General features: G+C 46.0%; 18 protein-coding genes. All 18 read left to right on the top strand.

Annotation, left to right across the window (positions count from 1 at the left end; translation table 11 throughout):
• Positions 1-23: 23 nt before the first annotated feature.
• The 18 genes from Pcarn_RS12175 (at position 24) to Pcarn_RS12090 (ending at position 19,670) form a co-directional block, all read left to right on the top strand.
• Positions 24-1,466, top strand: coding sequence for a hypothetical protein (locus tag Pcarn_RS12175; protein ID WP_261834123.1), 1,443 nt, complete (start codon positions 24-26; stop codon positions 1,464-1,466).
• Entirely contained in the window at positions 1,463-2,104 is a 642-nt protein-coding gene (locus Pcarn_RS12170) for a type II secretion system protein M (RefSeq protein ID WP_261834122.1), read from the top strand. The genes Pcarn_RS12175 and Pcarn_RS12170 overlap by 4 nt, the downstream gene beginning before the upstream one ends.
• Complete coding sequence (locus tag Pcarn_RS12165; protein WP_261834121.1) at positions 2,097-2,420, top strand: MSHA biogenesis protein MshK; 324 nt, start codon at positions 2,097-2,099, stop codon at positions 2,418-2,420. Before Pcarn_RS12170 ends, Pcarn_RS12165 begins: the two co-directional genes overlap by 8 nt.
• 15 nt (positions 2,421-2,435) lie before the next feature.
• Entirely contained in the window at positions 2,436-4,088 is a 1,653-nt protein-coding gene (gene mshL / locus Pcarn_RS12160; protein ID WP_261834120.1) for a pilus (MSHA type) biogenesis protein MshL, read from the top strand.
• The gene (locus Pcarn_RS12155) at positions 4,088-4,933 is read left to right on the top strand and encodes an ExeA family protein (RefSeq protein ID WP_261834119.1); all 846 of its coding nucleotides are present in this window, start codon (positions 4,088-4,090) and stop codon (positions 4,931-4,933) included. The genes mshL and Pcarn_RS12155 overlap by 1 nt, the downstream gene beginning before the upstream one ends.
• A complete protein-coding gene (locus Pcarn_RS12150) occupies positions 4,930-6,060 on the top strand; it encodes a tetratricopeptide repeat protein (RefSeq protein WP_261834118.1) in 1,131 nt (376 codons plus the stop codon). Before Pcarn_RS12155 ends, Pcarn_RS12150 begins: the two co-directional genes overlap by 4 nt.
• Positions 6,060-7,787, top strand: coding sequence for a GspE/PulE family protein (locus tag Pcarn_RS12145; RefSeq protein ID WP_261834117.1), 1,728 nt, complete (start codon positions 6,060-6,062; stop codon positions 7,785-7,787). Before Pcarn_RS12150 ends, Pcarn_RS12145 begins: the two co-directional genes overlap by 1 nt.
• A 7-nt stretch (positions 7,788-7,794) precedes the next feature.
• A complete protein-coding gene (locus Pcarn_RS12140) occupies positions 7,795-9,015 on the top strand; it encodes a type II secretion system F family protein (protein ID WP_261834116.1) in 1,221 nt (406 codons plus the stop codon).
• A gap of 54 nt (positions 9,016-9,069) precedes the next feature.
• The gene (locus Pcarn_RS12135) at positions 9,070-9,480 is read left to right on the top strand and encodes a hypothetical protein (protein WP_261834115.1); all 411 of its coding nucleotides are present in this window, start codon (positions 9,070-9,072) and stop codon (positions 9,478-9,480) included.
• A gap of 236 nt (positions 9,481-9,716) precedes the next feature.
• Positions 9,717-10,280: a prepilin-type N-terminal cleavage/methylation domain-containing protein gene (locus tag Pcarn_RS12130; RefSeq protein WP_261834114.1), complete on the top strand. Its 564-nt coding sequence runs from the start codon at positions 9,717-9,719 to the stop codon at positions 10,278-10,280.
• Positions 10,281-10,306: 26 nt separating this feature from the next.
• Entirely contained in the window at positions 10,307-10,789 is a 483-nt protein-coding gene (locus Pcarn_RS12125; protein WP_261834113.1) for a type II secretion system protein, read from the top strand.
• Positions 10,790-10,910: 121 nt separating this feature from the next.
• Entirely contained in the window at positions 10,911-11,381 is a 471-nt protein-coding gene (locus Pcarn_RS12120; protein WP_261834112.1) for a type II secretion system protein, read from the top strand.
• A gap of 133 nt (positions 11,382-11,514) precedes the next feature.
• Complete coding sequence (locus Pcarn_RS12115; RefSeq protein WP_261834111.1) at positions 11,515-12,012, top strand: prepilin-type N-terminal cleavage/methylation domain-containing protein; 498 nt, start codon at positions 11,515-11,517, stop codon at positions 12,010-12,012.
• Positions 12,002-12,616, top strand: coding sequence for a type IV pilus modification PilV family protein (locus Pcarn_RS12110; protein ID WP_261834110.1), 615 nt, complete (start codon positions 12,002-12,004; stop codon positions 12,614-12,616). Before Pcarn_RS12115 ends, Pcarn_RS12110 begins: the two co-directional genes overlap by 11 nt.
• Positions 12,616-13,332, top strand: coding sequence for a prepilin-type N-terminal cleavage/methylation domain-containing protein (locus tag Pcarn_RS12105; RefSeq protein ID WP_261834109.1), 717 nt, complete (start codon positions 12,616-12,618; stop codon positions 13,330-13,332). The genes Pcarn_RS12110 and Pcarn_RS12105 overlap by 1 nt, the downstream gene beginning before the upstream one ends.
• Complete coding sequence (locus Pcarn_RS12100; RefSeq protein ID WP_261834108.1) at positions 13,322-13,792, top strand: hypothetical protein; 471 nt, start codon at positions 13,322-13,324, stop codon at positions 13,790-13,792. The genes Pcarn_RS12105 and Pcarn_RS12100 overlap by 11 nt, the downstream gene beginning before the upstream one ends.
• Positions 13,785-18,476: a DUF6701 domain-containing protein gene (locus Pcarn_RS12095; protein WP_261834107.1), complete on the top strand. Its 4,692-nt coding sequence runs from the start codon at positions 13,785-13,787 to the stop codon at positions 18,474-18,476. Before Pcarn_RS12100 ends, Pcarn_RS12095 begins: the two co-directional genes overlap by 8 nt.
• Before the next feature lie 150 nt (positions 18,477-18,626).
• Entirely contained in the window at positions 18,627-19,670 is a 1,044-nt protein-coding gene (locus Pcarn_RS12090; protein ID WP_261834106.1) for a rod shape-determining protein, read from the top strand.
• Positions 19,671-19,749: the final 79 nt, after the last annotated feature.

Here is a 19,749-nt window from a genome sequence, read left to right as displayed (position 1 = left end):
TAGCAAAGAAGACGGTAAATGATATGTCTTGGTTCTCAAAAATAAATAACCTGTTTTCCTCTAGCAATGAGGATTATCAGCTCATCATAATCATTCAGGCTGATGCTGTTTATGTCAGTCGTAAGCCTCAGGGTGATAAAGCTCCGCAATCGATTGCTATATCTCATGGAAATTGGGAGAACGCCTTTCAAGAAGCCCTTGCTATGGGTGGAAAGAAAGAAAAGGTGTGTGTGGTTCTAGGAGCAGCACATTACCAAAGCTACCAGATAGATAAGCCGAGTATTCCAGAGCCCGAGTGGCCTGCGGCACTTCCTTTCCTTCTTAAAGATCTAGTGACAGACCCTATTGCAGATATCGTTGCTGACGCTCGAGTTATGCCCGATGGTCAGAAGGTGCTGGCTTACGCGATTAAAAAGCGTCTTGCTCAAGCCTTAGCTCAAAACTGCGAGCAGCAAGGTCTAGAGCTTATCAAGATCCTTCCTGAGGATGAGGTATGGGGGCAGTCGTTTGAAGAGCAAGAGAACTTCTTTTTACTGCGTCGCTCGGAGCAAGATTTTTACCACCTATCTGCTTATGTATCAGGTAGCCCTGTATTCAGTCGCACCCTGCGTGGACTAAATTCACCGGTGACTGCTGAATCCGCCGCACCCGGTGTGATAGATAGCCTAGCTCTGGATATACAGCGAAGTGCTGATTATCTGAGTGCAAACTTATCTGGTGTGCTGTTTAGAAACCTAGTGATTAGTTGTGATGGCGATAAGGCTCAAACTCTTACTGAGCAATTGCAGTCTATCGTCAGTTTGTCGGTCGTTACCCTGAGTGAGCCGCCATTACCTTGCGCAGTGGTGTTAGTAAATACGGCAAACGGTCATGAACTCAGTAGTATCAACCTTTACCCGTCACATCTGAAGCCACAGAAAGAGGCGGTATCGCTTAACAAGGTTATTGCGGTTTGGGCGCTAACGGCTGTAGTGTTTGGCGTGCTTGCCTATTTGGAAAACGCCAAGACCCAGGAATATAAGCAAACCTTAGTTAGCCTAAAGAGTCAGTCATCGCTACTAACCCAAGAAAAGGCGACCTTGCAGCAGCGTTTGAGCAATCATACTCCAACACAGTCTAAGCTCGATGCAGCCAAGCGCATTGAAGAAGATATTGCAGCTAAACGCAGTTCTCTGGAGGCAGTAGGTAAGTTTGATGATTCTCAAAAGGTTGGTTTTTCTGGAATCATGGATGCCCTTGCTACTCAAGCGCGCAACGATATCTCGTTGCAACACATTCAGATCACTAGCGACAGTTTGAACCTGATTGGTGTCGCAAGCACACCACAGGCAATTCCAAGCTGGGTGAATCAATTTAAGGAAGAGTTGGTGCTCGTTGGGCGTACTTTCGAGTCTCTGAATATTGGTCGTGATGATCGCAACGTAGTTACATTCGAGCTGAAGGCAAAGTCAGGAGGTAAGCGATGAAAGAGAGATGGCTTTTACTTTCTGATCAGTTCGCGGAGCTCAGCCCAAGAGAGAAATGGTTGATCGCTGGTGGCGGTTGGGTCGCTATTGTCTTGTTATGCCTAACCTTTTTGTTAGACCCTGCCACAGAAGAACGAACCAAAGCAGAGCGTTCTGTCGATCGAGAAGAGCAGCTTATCGCTTCTACTCAAACCGATATCAAGGTGCTTATCGAGAAGCTTAAGCGTGATCCGGATACTGAGGTAGACAAAAAGCTCAAACAGTTGATGCTGGAAAACCAAGAGTTATCCGAAGAGTTGTCGCAGGTGGTGAATAGTCTTATTTCACCGAGCCAGATGGCAACTTTGCTGGAGCAGGTGTTGAGCAGTGGCGGCAAGCTTCGTTTGGTCTCATTGCAGTCGCTACCGGCGGAGTCGATCACACAAGTAAGCGACGAAACCGGCTACTTCTTGCATCCAGTGCGTATCACTGTGACCGGCCGTTATTTTGATATCAAAGACTACTTGGACACGCTTGAGCAGATGCCAGTTAAATACTACTGGCGCAGCTTCGATTACCAAGTTGAGAAGTATCCGACAGCACAGCTGGTGCTAGAGGTCTACACTTTGGGCACTAGGCAGGAGTTTATCAGTGGTTAAAAATATTCTGTTATTTCTGATGCTTAGCGTGTCTTGTAGTATTTTTGCTCAGCAAGACCCAACTGCTCCACTAGGATGGTATGCACCTAAAGCCAGTGCTGTGAAGCGCGCTAAAACTTACCCGCTACCTGTACTGCAAAGCATAGTGTGTGACTCGGGTAGCCAATGTGTTGCTATGCTGAATGATAGAATTCTTTCTAAAAATCAGAGCGTTGCAGGCTACAAGATAGTTTCAATTACTAAAGAAGATGTGGTTGTAGCTCGAGCTGGCAAGACCTGGCAATTACAACTTTTCAATTCAAACGTTAGACAATAAGGCTGAAGTAGATTCATGCGTATTTTTATTTTGGGGATAGCCACTGCCGTACTAGCAGGATGCTCAATGGGGCATAACGACCCAGTTGAAATCAAGCAGGCCCTGAACGAAGCTGCCAATCAAGCCAACAGTAAAAGCTTGGATGAGCTGCCACCGTCTGTTAATGCCGACTTGATGCCAGATATTGATGGCGTCGAAGGTAGCTCTTCAACCAAGCTGAAGCGATTCCGTGTGCAGGCGAACAATGTTTCAGCCAAGGCGTTCTTTGCTAGCCTGGTGCAGGGGACTGAATACAGTGCAGCCATCCACCCTGGTGTTGAGGGTCGCGTAACCGTAAACCTTACCGATGTAACCATGGATGAGGTACTGAATGTCGTTCGTGATATGTATGGCTACAGCATCACTAAATCCGGCAAGGTTATTCAGGTGTACCCTGCGGGTCTGCGCACTGAGACTATCCCTGTTGATTACCTACAGCTAAAACGTATGGGGCGCTCACTAACCTCTATCACTAACGGCTCTGTTTCATCGAAAGATGACAGCTCAAGCAGCTCCTCTTCTTCAGACTCTTCTAGCTCGAGCAGTAATAATAGCGGTTCATCATCCAGTTCAACTTCAACAGAGAAGACTGGCGGTACAGATATTGAGACTCTAACCGAGAGTGATTTTTGGACTCAGTTAGAAAAATCCGTAGCCACTTTGATTGGTACCGATGAGGGACGTAGCGTTGTGGTTTCGCCACAAGCGAGCGTTATTACCGTGCGTGCTTATCCAGATGAGATCCGAGAGATTCGTAATTTCTTGGGTGTGTCTCAAGAGCGATTGCAGCGTCAGGTGATCCTAGAGACCAAGATCCTTGAGGTCACTCTAAATGATGGTTATCAGCAAGGCATCCAATGGAGCAATATGACCGCTTCTCTTGGTGGTGCGGATGTGATCTTTGGACGTGGTCCTGCCCTCACTCCACAGCCGTTAACTGCTCTCCCTATCGCTAACGCGCTTGGTGGAACTACAAATGTCACCATTTCCGATGGTAACTTTGAGGCGGTTTTAAGCTTTGTTGCTACTCAAGGTGATATGAACGTGCTCTCGAGCCCGAGAGTGACAGCGGCAAATAACCAGAAAGCGCTAATAAAAGTAGGTGAAGACGAGTACTTCGTTACTGACGTGAGTAGCGTTGTAGGTAGTGGTGATAATGCGAACGTAGCACCAGATGTCGAACTGACACCTTTCTTTTCAGGTATTTCTTTGGATGTGACTCCGCAGATTGATGATAAAGGCAATGTTCTTCTTCATGTGCATCCAGCCGTTATTGAAGTGACCACTGAAGAGAAAACCATCGACCTAGGCGAGCCTACGGGCACTATTACCTTGCCGTTGGCGAAGAGTTCTATCCGTGAATCAGACTCGATTATCCGCGCCTCTGATGGTGATGTCGTGGTTATCGGTGGCTTGATGAAATCAAGTGAAAGTGAAGCTGTATCTAAGGTGCCTTTCTTCGGTGATATCCCTGCATTGGGTCACCTGTTCCGCAATACAGTGACTCAAACCGAGAAGACCGAACTGGTTATCCTGCTTAAGCCAACTGTTGTTGGTGTGAATACTTGGCAACAAGAGATCGAGCGCTCCCGTAGCCTGCTCGACGAGTGGTTCCCTGAAGGCCAATAATGTATCTGACTCAATTTGGATTTGAGCAAGCACCATTTAGCTTGACTCCAAATACCCAGCTGTTTCATGGATTGCCTCCACATTACGAGGCAATTCAGACGGTTATGTCTGCTCTAAATATGGGCGAGGGGGTAGTAAAGCTTACTGGAGAGGTGGGCACAGGCAAGACCATGGTCTGTCGCATGCTCATTGAGCAGTTAGAGAATGACTTTGCTCTGGTGTATCTACCCAATCCAGTATTGGATGGTGATGGCCTGCGCTTTGCTATCGCCAATGAGCTAGGGCTTGAAGCAACGGAACCTCACCGCTTAGTTGATCAGATCCAATCAAAGCTGGTGGAGTTAAGAGAGCAGGGAAGACCAGCTATTGCCCTTATCGATGAAGCCCAAGCTCTGAGTGATGAGGCGTTAGAGACCATCCGGCTGTTTGGCAATTTAGAGACGGTGACCGATAAGTTGTTGCAGATAGTGTTGATTGGTCAGCCTGAGTTGGACGAACGACTCCAACAACACCACCTGCGTCAGTTCAGACAGCGCATCACCTTTAGCGCAAGGCTTAGACCTTTGTCTCTAGAGGAAGCGGTCGCTTACATCGATCATCGCATCTCGGTAAGCGGCGGTGATACAAATGTATTTAAACTTTCTCAGAAGAAGGCCATTTGGCGCGCCGCTTCTGGAATTCCAAGAATTATAAATCAGCTTTGTCACAAGGCTCTTTTATTGGCAGTAAGCACTAACAAACAGAAGGTGGTCAATCAGCACCTGCTTGATGCCATGAGAGATACTTATGTTGTGCAAAAGCCAAAGTACAAAACGCCATTTTTATGGGGGTGGCAACAGGTATGAGTGTAGTAAACAGTGCTTTGACCAAACTGGCACAGCAAGAGAAGCAAGGCGCTTCCAACATTGAGCGTGCTGAAGTACCAAAGCTCAAAAAGACCTCTCCGGTGGTTTGGATCATCGGTGGCTTTAGTCTTAGCCTAGCGTTAGGTGGTTTTGCAGTTTCCCAGCAGCAGACACAAATACAAAACGAGCAGAATGACTTGGTGACTACCAGCGTTACACTTGCGCCTGTTGAGAATGCTACCGTCATTAATTCACCAACAAAAAGCGCAGTGCAAACGGAAAGTGTTAGCCTTTTTCAAGCGCCTAAAGAAGCCGTAACTAGAGTTCAAGTGGCCGAAGAAAAAGCAGAGTCTCCGGCTAAACCAGTGGAAGTGGCTAAAACGCAAAAGCAAGAGGTTGCTCCAAAGCCGGTTGTTGCTAAAACAGAACCAGTAAAAGCTAAGCCTGTTGTTCAAGCCAAACCAATACCGGAGCCTATCCTCATTGCTAAGGCAGAGACTAAGCCAGAGCAAGAACAGATGAAAGTTGAGCAGGTTGAACTAACCGCCGAGCAACTTGCGGAGAAGTCTATCGCCCGTGCAGAGAAGGCTCTTAATGCCAATGATGCTCGTACAGCTTTTTCTGAATACAACAAAGCTTTGAAGTTAGTGCCTACTGACGAGAAAACTCGCCAGAAGTTAGCGGCTATTTACTACGGCCGTAAAGATACTCGCCGAGCGGTGAACCTGCTTCAACAAGGGATTCGTTTGAATGAGAAAAGTGAAGCACTACGTCTAGCCCTTGCCAAGTTATTAGTAAAAGAGCAGCAACCGGAAGCGGCGCTCTCTTCTCTTTCCTATATGCCAGACAACGCCAGCGAGGAGTACCTTGCGCTACGTGCAGGCCTTGCCCAGCAGACTAAGAATGTTGAAATTGCTGAAGAAAGCTATAAAGAACTATCGGAACGAGACCCAAGCAACGCTCGCTGGTGGCTTGGCCTAGCGATACAACAAGAGCGACAGCTGGAATACGCGGATGCTAAAGAGTCATATACCAAGGCACTTGGCCTAGTGGGAATTTCCAAACAGACCCAAGCGTTTATTCGCGATCGCTTGCAGCTGCTTAATTCTCTCGAGGGGGATGAGTAGTGGCTATTAAATTATTAAAACGTCTTGGTGACCTGCTAGTAGAAAACGATATTGTCTCTGAAGAGCAGGTTCAACAGGCATTGGACTCACAGCGCCAAACAGGGCGTAAGCTAGGTGACTCACTGATTCAACTTGGCTTTATCACAGAGAAGCAATTGCTGACCTTCCTTGCTCAGCAGCTGAATATTCCTTTTGTGGATCTGAATCGAGCGCAAGTAGACATCGAAGCAGTGCAATTGCTTCCAGAAGTGCATGCTCGTCGCCTTCGTGCGTTAGTGATTGCTCACAAAGGCAACCAAGTCACTGTCTGTATGAGTGACCCTGCAGACCTGTTTGCCCAAGAGTCTGTGCTCAGAATATTGTTGCAATATGAGGTGAAATTCGCCGTTTCTTCAGAGCGTCAGCTGGTCTCTGGTTTTGATCGCTACTATCGCCGAACTAAAGAGATCGCCTCGTTTGCAGAGCAACTGCATGCCGAGCACCAATCTACGGACAGCTTTGAACTGAACCTGTCTGACACAGCCGATAGCGATGAAGTAACGGTTGTTAAGCTTATCAATTCACTATTCGAAGATGCGGTACAGGTCGGGGCGTCGGATATACATATTGAACCGGATGAGAACGTGTTGCGTCTTCGTCAGCGTATCGATGGTGTTCTGCATGAAACTATTCTTAATGAGGTAAACATTGCCTCGGCGCTTGTACTTCGTTTGAAGCTAATGGCGCAGCTAGATATCTCCGAGAAACGTCTGCCACAAGATGGCCGCTTCCATATTAAGGTGAAAGGCCAGTCTATCGATATTCGTATGTCGACCATGCCAGTCGAGTACGGTGAATCTGTAGTAATGCGTCTGTTGAACCAGACTGCCGGTGTGCGTGCTCTGGAAGAATCTGGCCTACCTGATGATCTTCTGATTCGCCTAAGGCGCCAGTTAAAGCGTCCACACGGTATGATCTTGGTAACGGGGCCAACGGGCTCGGGTAAAACCACCACCCTTTATGGTGCACTAACTGAGCTTAACTCACCGTCGAAGAAGATCATCACGGTGGAAGATCCAGTGGAATATCGATTGCCTCGCGTGAATCAGGTACAGGTGAACAGCAAGATCGATCTAGATTTCTCTACGGTTCTTAGAACCTTCTTGCGTCAGGATCCCGATATCATCCTCGTAGGTGAGATGCGTGACCAAGAAACCGTTGAAATCGGTCTTCGTGCTGCACTTACTGGTCACTTGGTTTTGAGTACATTACACACCAACGATGCGGTAGACAGCGCACTGCGAATGATGGACATGGGGGCACCAGGTTATCTGGTGGCGAGTTCTGTTCGTGCGGTATTGGCACAGCGCTTGATCCGCCGTGTATGTACCGATTGTTCTGAACCCGTTGAACTGAGCCCAGACCAAAAAACTTGGCTTGAAGCTCGTTTCCCAAATCAGGTTCATGCTCAATTTAGTAAAGGGCAGGGCTGTCAGAGCTGTAACCTAACCGGTTACCAGGGTCGAATCGGTGTATTTGAACTGCTTGAACTAGACCAACCATTGATGGATGCACTGCGCTCCAACGATGCAGTTGGCTTTGCTCAGAAAGCTCGCAAAACCGAAGGGTATCAGCCGTTACTTGTGTCAGCTATGAAGCTAGCACTGGAAGGCGTGGTGAGCTTTGATGAGGTGATGCTGTTGGGTGAAGGTGATGGTTCTGGTGTCGCCGAGACGCATTTGTTGTAGGTAGAGTATGGCAACCTTTCGCTATCAAGGGCGAGACCTAGAAGGTCAGAAAGTCAGCGGTCTGGTAGATGCGGCAACTCAAGAGTTAGCTGCGGAATCCCTAATGGCTAAAGGAATCATTCCGATCTCTATCAAGGCAGGGAAAGAGAACTCTGAAAGCTCTTTTGAGTGGAAGTCCCTGCTGACCCCAGCGGTACCGTTAGAGGTATACGTTATCTTCTGTCGTCAGATGTATAGCCTCACCAAAGCGGGCATTCCCTTGCTGCGTGCTATTCGAAGCCTGATTGCGGATGCTTCAAATAAACAGCTCAAGCAAGCCCTGCAAGAGGTAGCCAACGAGCTCACTAATGGTCGAAGTCTATCGGCCTCTATGCAACTTCACTCGAGCGTGTTTAGCCCCTTGTTTGTCTCTATGATTGCAGTGGGTGAGAACACAGGTCGATTAGACCAAGCATTATTGCAACTGAGTCATTACTACGAGCAAGAGCTAGAGACCCGCAAGCGAATCAAAACTGCGATGCGTTATCCGGTATTAGTTATCTCGTTTATTACCGTGGCTATGTTCGTGTTGAACCTAAAGGTAATTCCGCAGTTTGCTAGCATGTTTAATCGCTTTCAGGTTGAACTGCCTTTGCCGACTAGGATCTTGATCGGCACCTCTAACTTCTTTGTTGAATACTGGACATTGCTTTTAGCTGTGATGGTGGGTTGTTTGTTTGCCTTCCAAGCCTGGGTAAGTCGAGCGGATGGCAGAGAGCAGTGGGATAAGATACGTCTGCGTATTCCTGTTGTAGGGGATATTGTAAACCGAGCACAACTGGCACGTTTCTCAAGAACCTTCTCCTTGATGCTGCAATCTGGTGTGCCTCTCAATAACTCCCTTGCGCTCTCAGCAGAGGCAATGGACAACAAATACTTAGAAGCAAGATTGTTAGAGATGAAGTCTGCTATCGAAGCGGGTTCATCTGTGTCTGGCGCGGCCAGAAACACTGGGATATTTACCCCTTTGGTACAACAGATGATCTCTGTCGGCGAAGAAACTGGGCGAGTGGATGAACTGCTACTTGAGGTGGCTGACTTCTATGATCGTGAGGTGGATTATGACCTCAAAACACTTACCGCACGCATTGAGCCTATCTTGCTAGTGATTGTGGCGGGTATGGTTCTTATCCTGGCGCTTGGTATCTTCTTGCCTATGTGGGGCATGTTGGACGCGATCCAAGGCTAACTCATGGTGTCGATAGAGGAAAAATCACACTCCTTGACCCGATTAGGGGCTTGGATGGCGGTAGTGCTTGTTTTGATAGCAAGTCTACTGTTAGCGCTTAATTCAGTGTCTCAGCATGCGCGGAGCACTTCGGTCACCTTGATAGGAAAGAAGACACTAGATAAAGCGAATTATTTACGCCAGCACTGGGAACTGTCAGGCAAGCCCAAATATGCCGAAGTTGATGATCATGTGCTAGTGTTTAACAACAAGGGATGGCCCGAGCCTATCTTAAATGGAATTAAGAGTTGTAGTGCTTGGCAGATGTTTTTGATTGCTCATTCCGAGCGTCCAAACCCGCCAATAGCCACCAGATTAGTTCAACAAAGTGATCTCTATCGATGTCAGTACGATTTCGAAAGTGGAGAGACTCTTAACGTTGAGCTCAATCGCAATGACCTTTCTATTTATGTGCTGAATAAGTAGCGCATCCCAAAAAAATTTTTTGTTTATCCGCTTTTTGTGTATAGACGAAAATTCTGAAAGTTTGTTTGTTTTTTGCTCGGTAGGCGTATTTTACTGCCTATTTTGGGTTTTGTGACGAATAAAACTATTTATGAAACAGATAATAGATATTTATTACGGATTTTTACAAAATCTGTAGCTTTTTCGAACAGTGTTCTTATAATGAGCCGCCCAGAGTTGCATATTGGAGAGTTTTAATGAAACGCAATGCAGGTTTTTCCCTAGTTGAATTAGTTATCGTAATCGTTGTGCTAGGTCTTTTAGCTGTAGCCGCATTACCAAAGTTTTTAGATGTCACTGACAGCGCTAAGCAAGCAAGTATTGAAGGCGTTGCTGGTGGTTATGCAACCGCAGTTCTATCTGCACGTGCTCAGTGGGAAGCAGAAGTGCGTCCACAGGAGACGGCAGGTAATACTCGTACCAACTTTGTAGATTACGACGGTAGTGAGTTTTGGCTAACGACTTCTGATCAAGATAACTACCGTGATGGTTATCCGATTGCACTTAAAGAAGATGGCTCTCAATCTCCTTTAGCTGTTACAGCACAACGTTGTGTAGATCTAATGAATGAGCTTCTACAGAATCCGCCACAAGTAAGCTCAAACGCAAACGACACTACTGCTAAGTATCTTGCTGAAGTTGGTCCGGAGAATGCTGATAACCTAACAACTGTTTGTCGTTACACACAACTAGACGGTAACACTGGTCACTATTTTGACTACGATGCTGCTAACGGTAGCGTTGTTGTAACTCTGAACTAAGTTGCTTTCATAGGTTAGGCAGTGCTATGAACAAACAAGATGGTTTTACGCTCATCGAGCTTGTGGTTGTTATTGTAATCTTGGGTATCTTGTCTGTAACTGCAGCTCCGAGATTTTTGAATCTGCAGTCAGACGCTAGAGTCTCTGCATTACAAGGTATGAAAGGCGCGATGGCTGGTGCTGGCTCCATCGTCTACGGTAAAGCCGCCATAAACGGTGTGGAGACTATGCCTACTAGCGGAATTAGTAACGGTGCGAGTACCATCAATACCGTGTTTGGATATCCGTCTGCAGATGAAAAGGGAATAGTCCAAGCCGTTCAAGGTCTTGAAGATGATACAGAGTGGGTCTTTAGTGAGGCAAACGCTCAACTATTTCCAAGCCAAGCACTGGCGGTGACTTTTGCAGGGCGTGATATCACTGATGGATCAGAGTGTGCAGTGATTTATCAGAATGCTGCAGATGAATTTTCTACGCCTGTTATAACAGTAGAAAAAACAGGCTGTTAATAAATATTATTGAATTGGGTATGCTGTTCCATAATTTTTTCACATACCCTCTTGTTAAAACAAACTTACAAATTTATATTAATCAGTAACAACCTGATTAATGGACTGAAAAGGTACAAATATGAAAAAGCAAAGTGGTTTTACACTGATCGAGCTAGTGGTAGTAATTGTAATCCTAGGTATTCTAGCGGTAACAGCGGCACCACGTTTCTTGAATCTACAATCTGATGCACGTGAGTCTTCACTACAAGGTCTCAAAGGTGCAATGGCAGGCGCTGGTTCTATCGTTTATGGTAAAGCAGCTATCGAGGGATTAGAAACTAGTAGCGCTGCTGTTGCAGTTGAAGGTATAGAAACCGTGTTTGGCTATCCTACTGCAACCTCTGCAGGCATTGGCCTAGCGGTGCAGGGACTAGATGACGGTCAAGACTGGGTTATTGTAGATGGTGGCGATAGCAACGCAGCTGAGGGCTCAATTTCATACTCTTTCCCTGGTGCAGCATCGGATGCAACTTGTATTGTGACCTACGAAGCAGCGGCTGACGCACAATCAACTCCAGTGATCACAGCTGCTACAGCTGATGACTGCTAATATCAGCTAGATTTCGAAAAGGCCAGCATTGCTGGCCTTTTTTGTCTTTATTGATACATCATTAAAATCAATCCCATAAAATATCTCTATAATATTTAGAGACTTAGTGACCTAGCGTATTACGGACAATATTTTGAGCCCTAAGACTTTGCGATTAAATCAAGGCTTTACCATGGTGGAACTCATCGTGGTGATTATTGTTGTCGCAATTATGTCTCTCTACGCCGCTAGCCAGTTTATCGGTGTTTCCAAATTCTCCGCACAAGCTGCACAAGAACAGGGTATCTCTGTGATTAGACAGATACAGCTTGGTCGCATGCAGTCCAATCTCGATGAATCTGACAGCTTACACGAAAGACACAGCTTATTGGTTTCAGCGAATTGCTTGGGCTCTGTTCAAGCCTGTACGGATACCTCTGATCGGCCTCATAGCCACAGAGTCATTATTCAAGAGCAAGATATGAGTTTTGAGCCAGCAATGCAGGTAGAGTTTGATCTACTAGGAAATCCTAGCTGCTCCTCTGGTTGTACAACACCTGAAGCAGGACAGGAGATTCGCATTGATGTGAGCAGTGAGTCTGAAACAGAGACTATCTGCATCAACAGCCAAGGATACGTTTATGGCTGCTAAGTTAACTAAAGGCTTTACCTTAATCGAGAGCATCATTGCTATTGTGATTCTCGGTCTCGCAATGATTACGCTGACCTCTTTTTTATACCCTCAAATAGCCCAATCAGCTAAGCCGTATTACGAAGTTCGAGCATCTGCACTAGCCGACAGTTTGATGACTGAAATTCTATCTAGAAACTTTGATGACAAAAGCGACCATGACGGGGGAGAATTCCGTTGCGGTGAAGATGATTATCTAGATGCCCAAAACGATGTCATTGAATGTACGCCTGCTTCTGCTTTTGGTCCGGATAATTCAGAGCCTCCGTCGCTGTTCAACGATGTCGATGACTACGTAGGTTGCTGGTATACCACGGATGAATCAAAAGCGAATTGCCGTGTGGATGAAGCAGGTAATCTAAATGATATCTTCGGCAACAACATCTCTGATGACTATCTAGGTTTTAGAGCAGAAGTAACAGTTGAGTATGACTATGACTCTAGGCTTGGCGTGCCTACAGTTGACAGTGGTGAACCTAGAGAAATCTTCAAAGTAGTAACCGTTGTGATTACAGCGAGCCAGTATGGTGATTTCACCTTTGTTGCCCATAGGGGGAACTACTGATGCGCAGAAATGGTTTCACCCTTATCGAGATGATAGTCACTATTGTAGTGGTCGCTATCATCTTTCTTGGTATCGCAGGTTTTGTTGAGTTTGGAGCCAAAGGCTACACCCAGACCATTGATAGACAAAGAGTTCAGAATCAAACCCGATTCGCAATTGAGAAGCTTGGTCGGGAGATCAGCCATGCTGTGCCGAATAGCTTTGACCTAACTTCAAGCAATCAATGCCTCTCCTTCTATCCTATCGAGTATGCCGGATTCTACGCTAGGCGAGAGGATACGGGCCGTATTGAGTTCGTTGTCGGTAATGAACTTGAATATCCTCATACTTTTGAAGATGGCACTCGACTGGTAATTAACCCAAGTAGAATGGCTGACCTTGAAGATGATGGGCAAAGTGTATCTATTGCAGGAGTTTCATCATCTTCAGAGAGTGGTGATTTCTTTAGTGTCACCATGAACCCACCGAGTGACTCCACCGCCAACAGGCATTTCATCTATCGTAAGAACATGATTCAGTATTGTATTACCTCAGGTGATGAACTGAGACGAAATGGTGTAGTTGTCGCTACAGGCATCGACTCCAACCAGAGCGAGTTTCGTTTTCAAGATACCTCACTACAGCGAGGCGGCTTGATTCATCTAGATTTCCTATTTTTTAGTGGTGATGAGCAGAGTTACTACAAGCATGACGTGCAGGTGAGTAATGTTCCGTAATCGCAATCAAAAGGCTCAGCAGGGCAATGTATATATAGTGGCTATCTTCGTCATAGTAGTGATGGGGATGCTGGCTTTGAGCATGCTGAGAATCAGTTGGTCAAACCAAGATACGTTAACTAGAGAGTTACTGGGTAATCAAGCTAGTTTATTAGCACAGTCTGCCAATGAGTGGGGGCTGACGCATTTATTTCCACTTAATGGTGCCGAGAGTTTTGACGATATTTCTGCTCGCTGTAACAGCCTTTCTAGCAGTGCTGGCAATGCTGCAACAGCTCTAGTCGAAAACGGTGATACTCCATGTAGCGCACCAATCATTACATGTGAATCACCAGCATCAGGCGTACCAGAAGATCTGCGCTATTTCAGACTCACCTCAGTTGCCATTTGTGGCAATGACAATATTTTCGAAGTTCAGCGCGAGCAAACAGTTTGGGTTAAAGGAATTAAAGATGAGTAGGTTGTTATCTTATCTCTGCATGCTTTTATTATTGGCCGGTTTTACGGTACTAGCTGAGGTGCGATTCCCTGTCTCCGACAGTAGTCTTCCTAAAACGGCAGCGCAGACCTGGGGTGACAAATCTCCGAAAGTTGAAATTAAAGACGGTACTCAAATCTCTACTTTAAATGGAGATCGAAAACTTGGTTACTCTTCGATTGAGACCAATGAGGGTAGATGTGACAGCAATTCTTGTATTGCTGATGGTAGCCTCAGATTACCTGAAACCCCAGATTTCAGTACGCCTAGTGATGCGATAGCGATAAGCATAAATGGTAATATCACTTTGCCAAGGCCTCAAGACCCAACTGGTTCTGTCTACAAGGTAAATGGAGAAGCAAAGCTCGATGGTAAAAACTTAACTCTAACTGCTCCAACAACACTCTATGTAGGTAAGTTAACGGTTCAGTCAGGGGGGATTAATGAGGGGGGAAACCCTGATGATCTTGTAATTATCACTACTGGTGATGCGACACTTCAAAACTCCAATGTTAGCGCTCACATATTTTCGAATAAATACCTGAAAATAGACGGTGGTTCTGTAAATGGTACAGTAACTACCGATCAGCTATTACTAGATGCTAGTGGCGTTATTAATGGTGATGAACCTACTCCCCCTCCTAGCGATTTGACCTGCCGGATCACAGGTAATAACCAAGATTTTGTAGTCGAGTTTGATGTCATTGGCTCCAACAACGTTAACTACAAAGACATTGTTTTCGAGGGTGGGAATGAGAGTGATACTTTGTGGTACAACCAAGAGTTTCAATCTGGAGCTGATTATATCTTCAATGAGCAAAGGCTTGCTTCCGGTCAGAATTATAAGCTAAGAATTGAAGTCGAGCGTGGCCAAGGAAATGACATTAGTCGCGCTCACTATTATTGGGTGCAAGGTGGCTCTAAAGTCTTCCAAGAGAGTAAAGATGCTGACATAAAGAACGGTACCATCACCGGAACAGGTGTCGGTTTAGAAACGCTGGAGTGTTACAACGAAGATGTCGAACCTCCAGAACCTGATCTCCCAGAGCAATGTGATGTTTTCCCACATGCTGTTCAATCTTTCACAACAGGAACAAATATCACCTTTGATGGTGGGTCTGCTGTTACCGGTACTATTGATGCTGGAGGACGCGTTGGTTTTGAGACAGTAAATAAAGCTTTTGATACACAGACAGCATGTGACAATCAAGAATGTATAGCTGATACTAGCTTGATAGTTGGTGAGCCGGATGTCATGGACTTTTCTCCAGGTGATACCGATTTGTCTCCCGGTTCAGGGACGCACAATATAGATGCTGGACGTTATGATACGGTAGCCCTGTCTTCAGGTACCTATTATTTTACGGGCACTGACTATCAGATTCGTTCTCTTTCCATCAGTGGTGGAGCAACTGTTTACTTCAAGACAGGCACATTATTAAGAGTCAATAAGATGACTGTGGGTGGTGGCTCTACCCTTTTCTCTGAAGATGAGAGCACCGAGAGTTTAAGCATCTGGGCTGAGGACTGGCAGGGCACTGATGCTGAAGTAACCCTGAGTACAGATGCTAGCAAGCCTGTTTATGCCAATGTTTTTAGCCGCGGTGATGTGAACTTGACAGGGTCTGCTCTGCTTAAAGGCTCTGTTACAGCCCAAAACTTGAACTTGCAAGGGAGCGGTAGTGTTGAGCGCGTTGTTGACAACTGTGAAACTACGCCACAGTTACCCGAAATCTGTGAATATGTGCCTGAGTATTTGCAAACAAACTACTATTTCAATGGTAATTCAGCTGGTGGAATAACGATCACTGGTGTTGCAAATAGTATCGTTTTCCCGTTAGATGACTATCGTATGGCTTTTGCTACGGGCCAATTTTCTGGTGCGACATGCGAATTTCCTTCCGCCAACGGACTATGTTCTACAGACAGCATAGACGCAACTAAAAAGCTTGATCTTCCGATGGATTTACCCCCATTTCAAACAGGCACCGCGACTCAAGAGTGCGCAGCAGATGCAACCTGTGATATCAGCGGTAATGTATTAAACAACCTTTTACTCAGAGCTAGATCGACACTCAATGTTCCTGCAGGGGAGTATTGGATTGAAAATATAACAATTCGTGCTAGAGCTCAGTTAGTCACCGAGCCGGGAACCGTCATACACTATAAGAACTTATTTATTGCTACTAATAGCAACAACGGCAATGCCGGCAGCATAAATCCAAATGGCGGTCCAGATGATCTACTACTGATCGGTCATGGAGCATCTTCCAACATAAGCCTCAACAGCAATGTAATAATCACAGGACAGATCTACATTGATCCTACAGCTTCTGGCGGTTTTCAGATTGTTGGTAGTGGGAACACCATAAATGGCGGTATTTCTGCTTATCGAGTAGAAGTGAGTGGTGCCAACAACACCTTCAACACTTCAACTTCTTGCCCTATTGAGCCCCCACCCGGTGGTGGTAAAACACTGCTCATCACACCAGAGGCAGCACAGGCTTTAACCTGTGACCGCATACCTGTGTATTTCAAGGTGGTAAATGATAGTGGGTTCCCAATTTCGGGATATAGCGCTTCATTTACTGCTGTCGCGAGTCCGGACAATGGCTCTGCTTGTTGGTCGGAACAACAATCTGGTGGCTCTTGCACAGCAAACAGCTTTACCTCTTCATTTGTGGATGGTGAGAAAACTCTTTATCTGGAAAGTACTGCAGTTGGTAATGTAAATGTGTCAGCTAATGTAGCTTCTGATTCATTATCAGACAGCGCTGGTCCATATCGATTTGTGCCATTTGGGTTCCAGTTCGATCCTGACCCTGCTAAGGCTATTGCAGGAAAACCTGTAAGTGTGACAGTCAAAGCTGTTGCCGATACCGGGGGCAGTTGTGAGGTTATAGAAAACTATTCTGGTACCAAAGATCTGGATCTGAGCTCGACCAACTATATAGAGCCTCAATCTGGTACCAAGGTAGTTACGGCGGACTCAACCAATATCACCTTCAATCAAGGTGAGGGGATTATAGACTTCAGTTACTTCGATGCTGGGCATGTTTCAGTCACAGTATCCGATCCTGAGTGGACTAAAGAAGAGTGTGGTGCTCAGTGTGACGATCATCAAGGCGATTGGACGGGATTATCTGGTGACGCCGATCTTGAGGTTAGACCTTATACCTTAGCACTATGTGATATCACGGCAAGTGCCTCTGGAGTCACTAATCCTCAAGGTACCTCTTTTTCTGGAAATGGTTTTGTGGCTGCAGGTTATGCCTTTTCTTCTGTACTTAAACCAATAATATGGAATGAGGGCGATTCAGAGTTCGGTACAGTGGATCTATCTGCCAACGGAAAAGATTATTGTAACTACGAGACAACTCCTAACTTCGCCAAACAGGGGGCTTACGCAGCTACGCTCGAGGTATCGATTCCAGATGATCAACCTCACTCTCCAGCCAATGGCGACCCAGGAGTGCTCTCAGGAAACCTATCCCAGGTTCACACCGGTGGTGACGATGAGCTATACACATTTAACGGTCTGAGTTGGAGTCAGGTAGGCAGCATTTTGTTGACTTCTCAGTTGCAAGACACGTACTACGAAATGACAGTGAACCCTGCAACTGTCCCTGTGGGGCGTTTTTATCCTGCGCATTTAGCTTTAGTTGAAGACAACTACGTTTATCCTAGCGGCCAAAACGACCAAGGGGGATACACAGGCTTTGGTTATATGAACCAGGGTATAGGCCATGATTTTATTGTTGAAGCACAGAATGGTTTAAACGAACCGACGTCTAACTATGGTCTATTCGCTGAAGCCATGATGGTCGAAATTGATTATTTAGCTATAGATGATGAAGCTGATGAACTCACGGATCGAATGGACAGTGTGAAGTGGGGTGATTTGTCGTGGAGCAAGATTGATTGGGGACAAGCTGATGCAAATGGCGTAGCTAGCAATGCCAGATTAGCGCAGTACACCACAGACTTTATGATGCAGAAGCTATCAACGAATAGTGTTGGGAATTACACGACTACGCCAGATGGACCCTACAACAGTGAAAAGGCAGAGTTTGGTCTGGTAGTGAGTAAGATTGTAGATAATGTGAATTTCAACACGCTAGATCTCGATGATCGTGGAGTTAAGTTCACTCAACAGCCAGATTTTCGATACGGGCGTATGAGTTTGCAAGATATCGGTGGCAATAGTGATCAAGATATCGATATTCCTTTGAGAACTGAGTTCTGGGATTCAGCTGAACGCTCTTTTATTACCAATTCTGATGATCGCAGAAGTTCTTATCTATCTAATCAAAGATACTGCCGACAAACCCTTTGGAGTAATGAGGGTACCAGTAATGCGAGCCTTGTTGGTAATGGTGCAGTTGATGAAGGATTAGACGACAACCTGAGTGCAACTCATACAGCTAACTCGACCACACATCGCTCTCAAGTTCGCTTGTGGCTTCGTCAAGGAACTACCTCTCCGCAGGTAGGTGAAAGCGGCGTCGATTGTAGTAACGGTGGTTCATATACCGATCAACCATGGCTTCAATACAACTGGCGAAATGTGGGTGATGAGGACCCCTCAACCGTAGTGACATTCGGTACTTTCAGGGGGAACGACAGGATTATATTCCGAGGCGAAAGGGGGCTTTTTGCCAATTAAAACTGGCTTTTTTGGACGCTAAGTCAGAACAGGGTCAGAAAAAGCGAATTTATCTCAATCTTTGTAATCCAATGCCTTGCTGAATAAGTGAGGCATTGGTACATTTAAGGCAATTTTGTCTTCCAAAGTTTGCGAGAAGAGCGCCCCAATATGTTTAAAAAAATTCGCGGAATGTTCTCAAACGACCTATCTATCGATTTGGGCACAGCGAACACACTGATTTATGTAAAAGGACAAGGTATTGTCCTTGATGAGCCATCTGTAGTGGCCATTCGCCAAGATCGTGCTGGCTCGCCAAAAAGCGTTGCAGCTGTAGGTCACGATGCTAAGCAAATGCTAGGTCGTACTCCTGGCAATATCTCTGCAATCCGTCCAATGAAAGACGGTGTAATCGCAGACTTCTTCGTAACTGAAAAAATGCTTCAGCACTTCATCAAGCAAGTGCATGACAACAGCATCCTAAAACCAAGCCCACGCGTACTTGTTTGTGTTCCTTGCGGTTCTACTCAAGTTGAACGTCGTGCTATCCGTGAATCAGCCCTAGGTGCTGGTGCTCGTGAAGTTTACCTAATCGACGAGCCAATGGCTGCGGCAATCGGTGCTGGCCTGCGCGTTTCTGAGCCTACTGGTTCTATGGTTGTAGACATCGGTGGTGGTACTACTGAAGTTGCGGTTATCTCTCTAAACGGCGTGGTTTACTCTTCGTCTGTTCGTATCGGTGGTGACCGTTTTGATGAAGCTATCATCAACTACGTTCGTCGTAACTACGGCAGCTTGATCGGTGAAGCTACAGCAGAGAAGATCAAACACATGATCGGTTCAGCTTATCCTGGCGATGAAGTTGAAGAGCTTGAGGTTCGTGGTCGTAACCTTGCAGAGGGTGTGCCTCGTAGCTTTAGCCTAAACTCAAACGAAATCCTAGAAGCGCTTCAAGAGCCTCTATCTGGCATCGTTTCAGCAGTAATGGTTGCCCTAGAGCAGTGTCCACCAGAGTTGGCTTCTGACATCTCAGAAAACGGTATGGTTCTAACTGGTGGTGGTGCACTACTTAAAGATCTAGATCGTCTATTGACTGAAGAGACTGGCATCCCAGTTGTTGTAGCAGAAGAACCTCTTACTTGTGTTGCTCGTGGCGGCGGTAAAGCTCTAGAGATGATTGACATGCATGGCGGCGACTTGTTCACTGACGAATAATATGTCAGTGGAATTCGCATTTGCTCTTTCGCGGATTGGCACCCAGCTAAACTGGGTGTCATTTTCACGAAGAGTCCAA

This window comes from Vibrio ishigakensis, assembly GCF_024347675.1.
GTDB classification, from domain to species: domain Bacteria; phylum Pseudomonadota; class Gammaproteobacteria; order Enterobacterales; family Vibrionaceae; genus Vibrio; species Vibrio ishigakensis.
Note: the sequence above shows the minus strand (reverse complement) of the source record. Positions and strands in the feature narration are given on the sequence as shown.

Coding starts and splice junctions, on each gene's coding strand:
- Pcarn_RS12175 (WP_261834123.1), top strand. CDS start 24: ATGTCTTGGTTCTCAAAAATAAATAACCTGTTTTCCTCTAGCAATGAG.
- Pcarn_RS12170 (WP_261834122.1), top strand. CDS start 1,463: ATGAAAGAGAGATGGCTTTTACTTTCTGATCAGTTCGCGGAGCTCAGC.
- mshL (WP_261834120.1), top strand. CDS start 2,436: ATGCGTATTTTTATTTTGGGGATAGCCACTGCCGTACTAGCAGGATGC.
- Pcarn_RS12155 (WP_261834119.1), top strand. CDS start 4,088: ATGTATCTGACTCAATTTGGATTTGAGCAAGCACCATTTAGCTTGACT.
- Pcarn_RS12150 (WP_261834118.1), top strand. CDS start 4,930: ATGAGTGTAGTAAACAGTGCTTTGACCAAACTGGCACAGCAAGAGAAG.
- Pcarn_RS12140 (WP_261834116.1), top strand. CDS start 7,795: ATGGCAACCTTTCGCTATCAAGGGCGAGACCTAGAAGGTCAGAAAGTC.
- Pcarn_RS12135 (WP_261834115.1), top strand. CDS start 9,070: ATGGCGGTAGTGCTTGTTTTGATAGCAAGTCTACTGTTAGCGCTTAAT.
- Pcarn_RS12130 (WP_261834114.1), top strand. CDS start 9,717: ATGAAACGCAATGCAGGTTTTTCCCTAGTTGAATTAGTTATCGTAATC.
- Pcarn_RS12125 (WP_261834113.1), top strand. CDS start 10,307: ATGAACAAACAAGATGGTTTTACGCTCATCGAGCTTGTGGTTGTTATT.
- Pcarn_RS12120 (WP_261834112.1), top strand. CDS start 10,911: ATGAAAAAGCAAAGTGGTTTTACACTGATCGAGCTAGTGGTAGTAATT.
- Pcarn_RS12110 (WP_261834110.1), top strand. CDS start 12,002: ATGGCTGCTAAGTTAACTAAAGGCTTTACCTTAATCGAGAGCATCATT.
- Pcarn_RS12105 (WP_261834109.1), top strand. CDS start 12,616: ATGCGCAGAAATGGTTTCACCCTTATCGAGATGATAGTCACTATTGTA.
- Pcarn_RS12100 (WP_261834108.1), top strand. CDS start 13,322: ATGTTCCGTAATCGCAATCAAAAGGCTCAGCAGGGCAATGTATATATA.
- Pcarn_RS12095 (WP_261834107.1), top strand. CDS start 13,785: ATGAGTAGGTTGTTATCTTATCTCTGCATGCTTTTATTATTGGCCGGT.
- Pcarn_RS12090 (WP_261834106.1), top strand. CDS start 18,627: ATGTTTAAAAAAATTCGCGGAATGTTCTCAAACGACCTATCTATCGAT.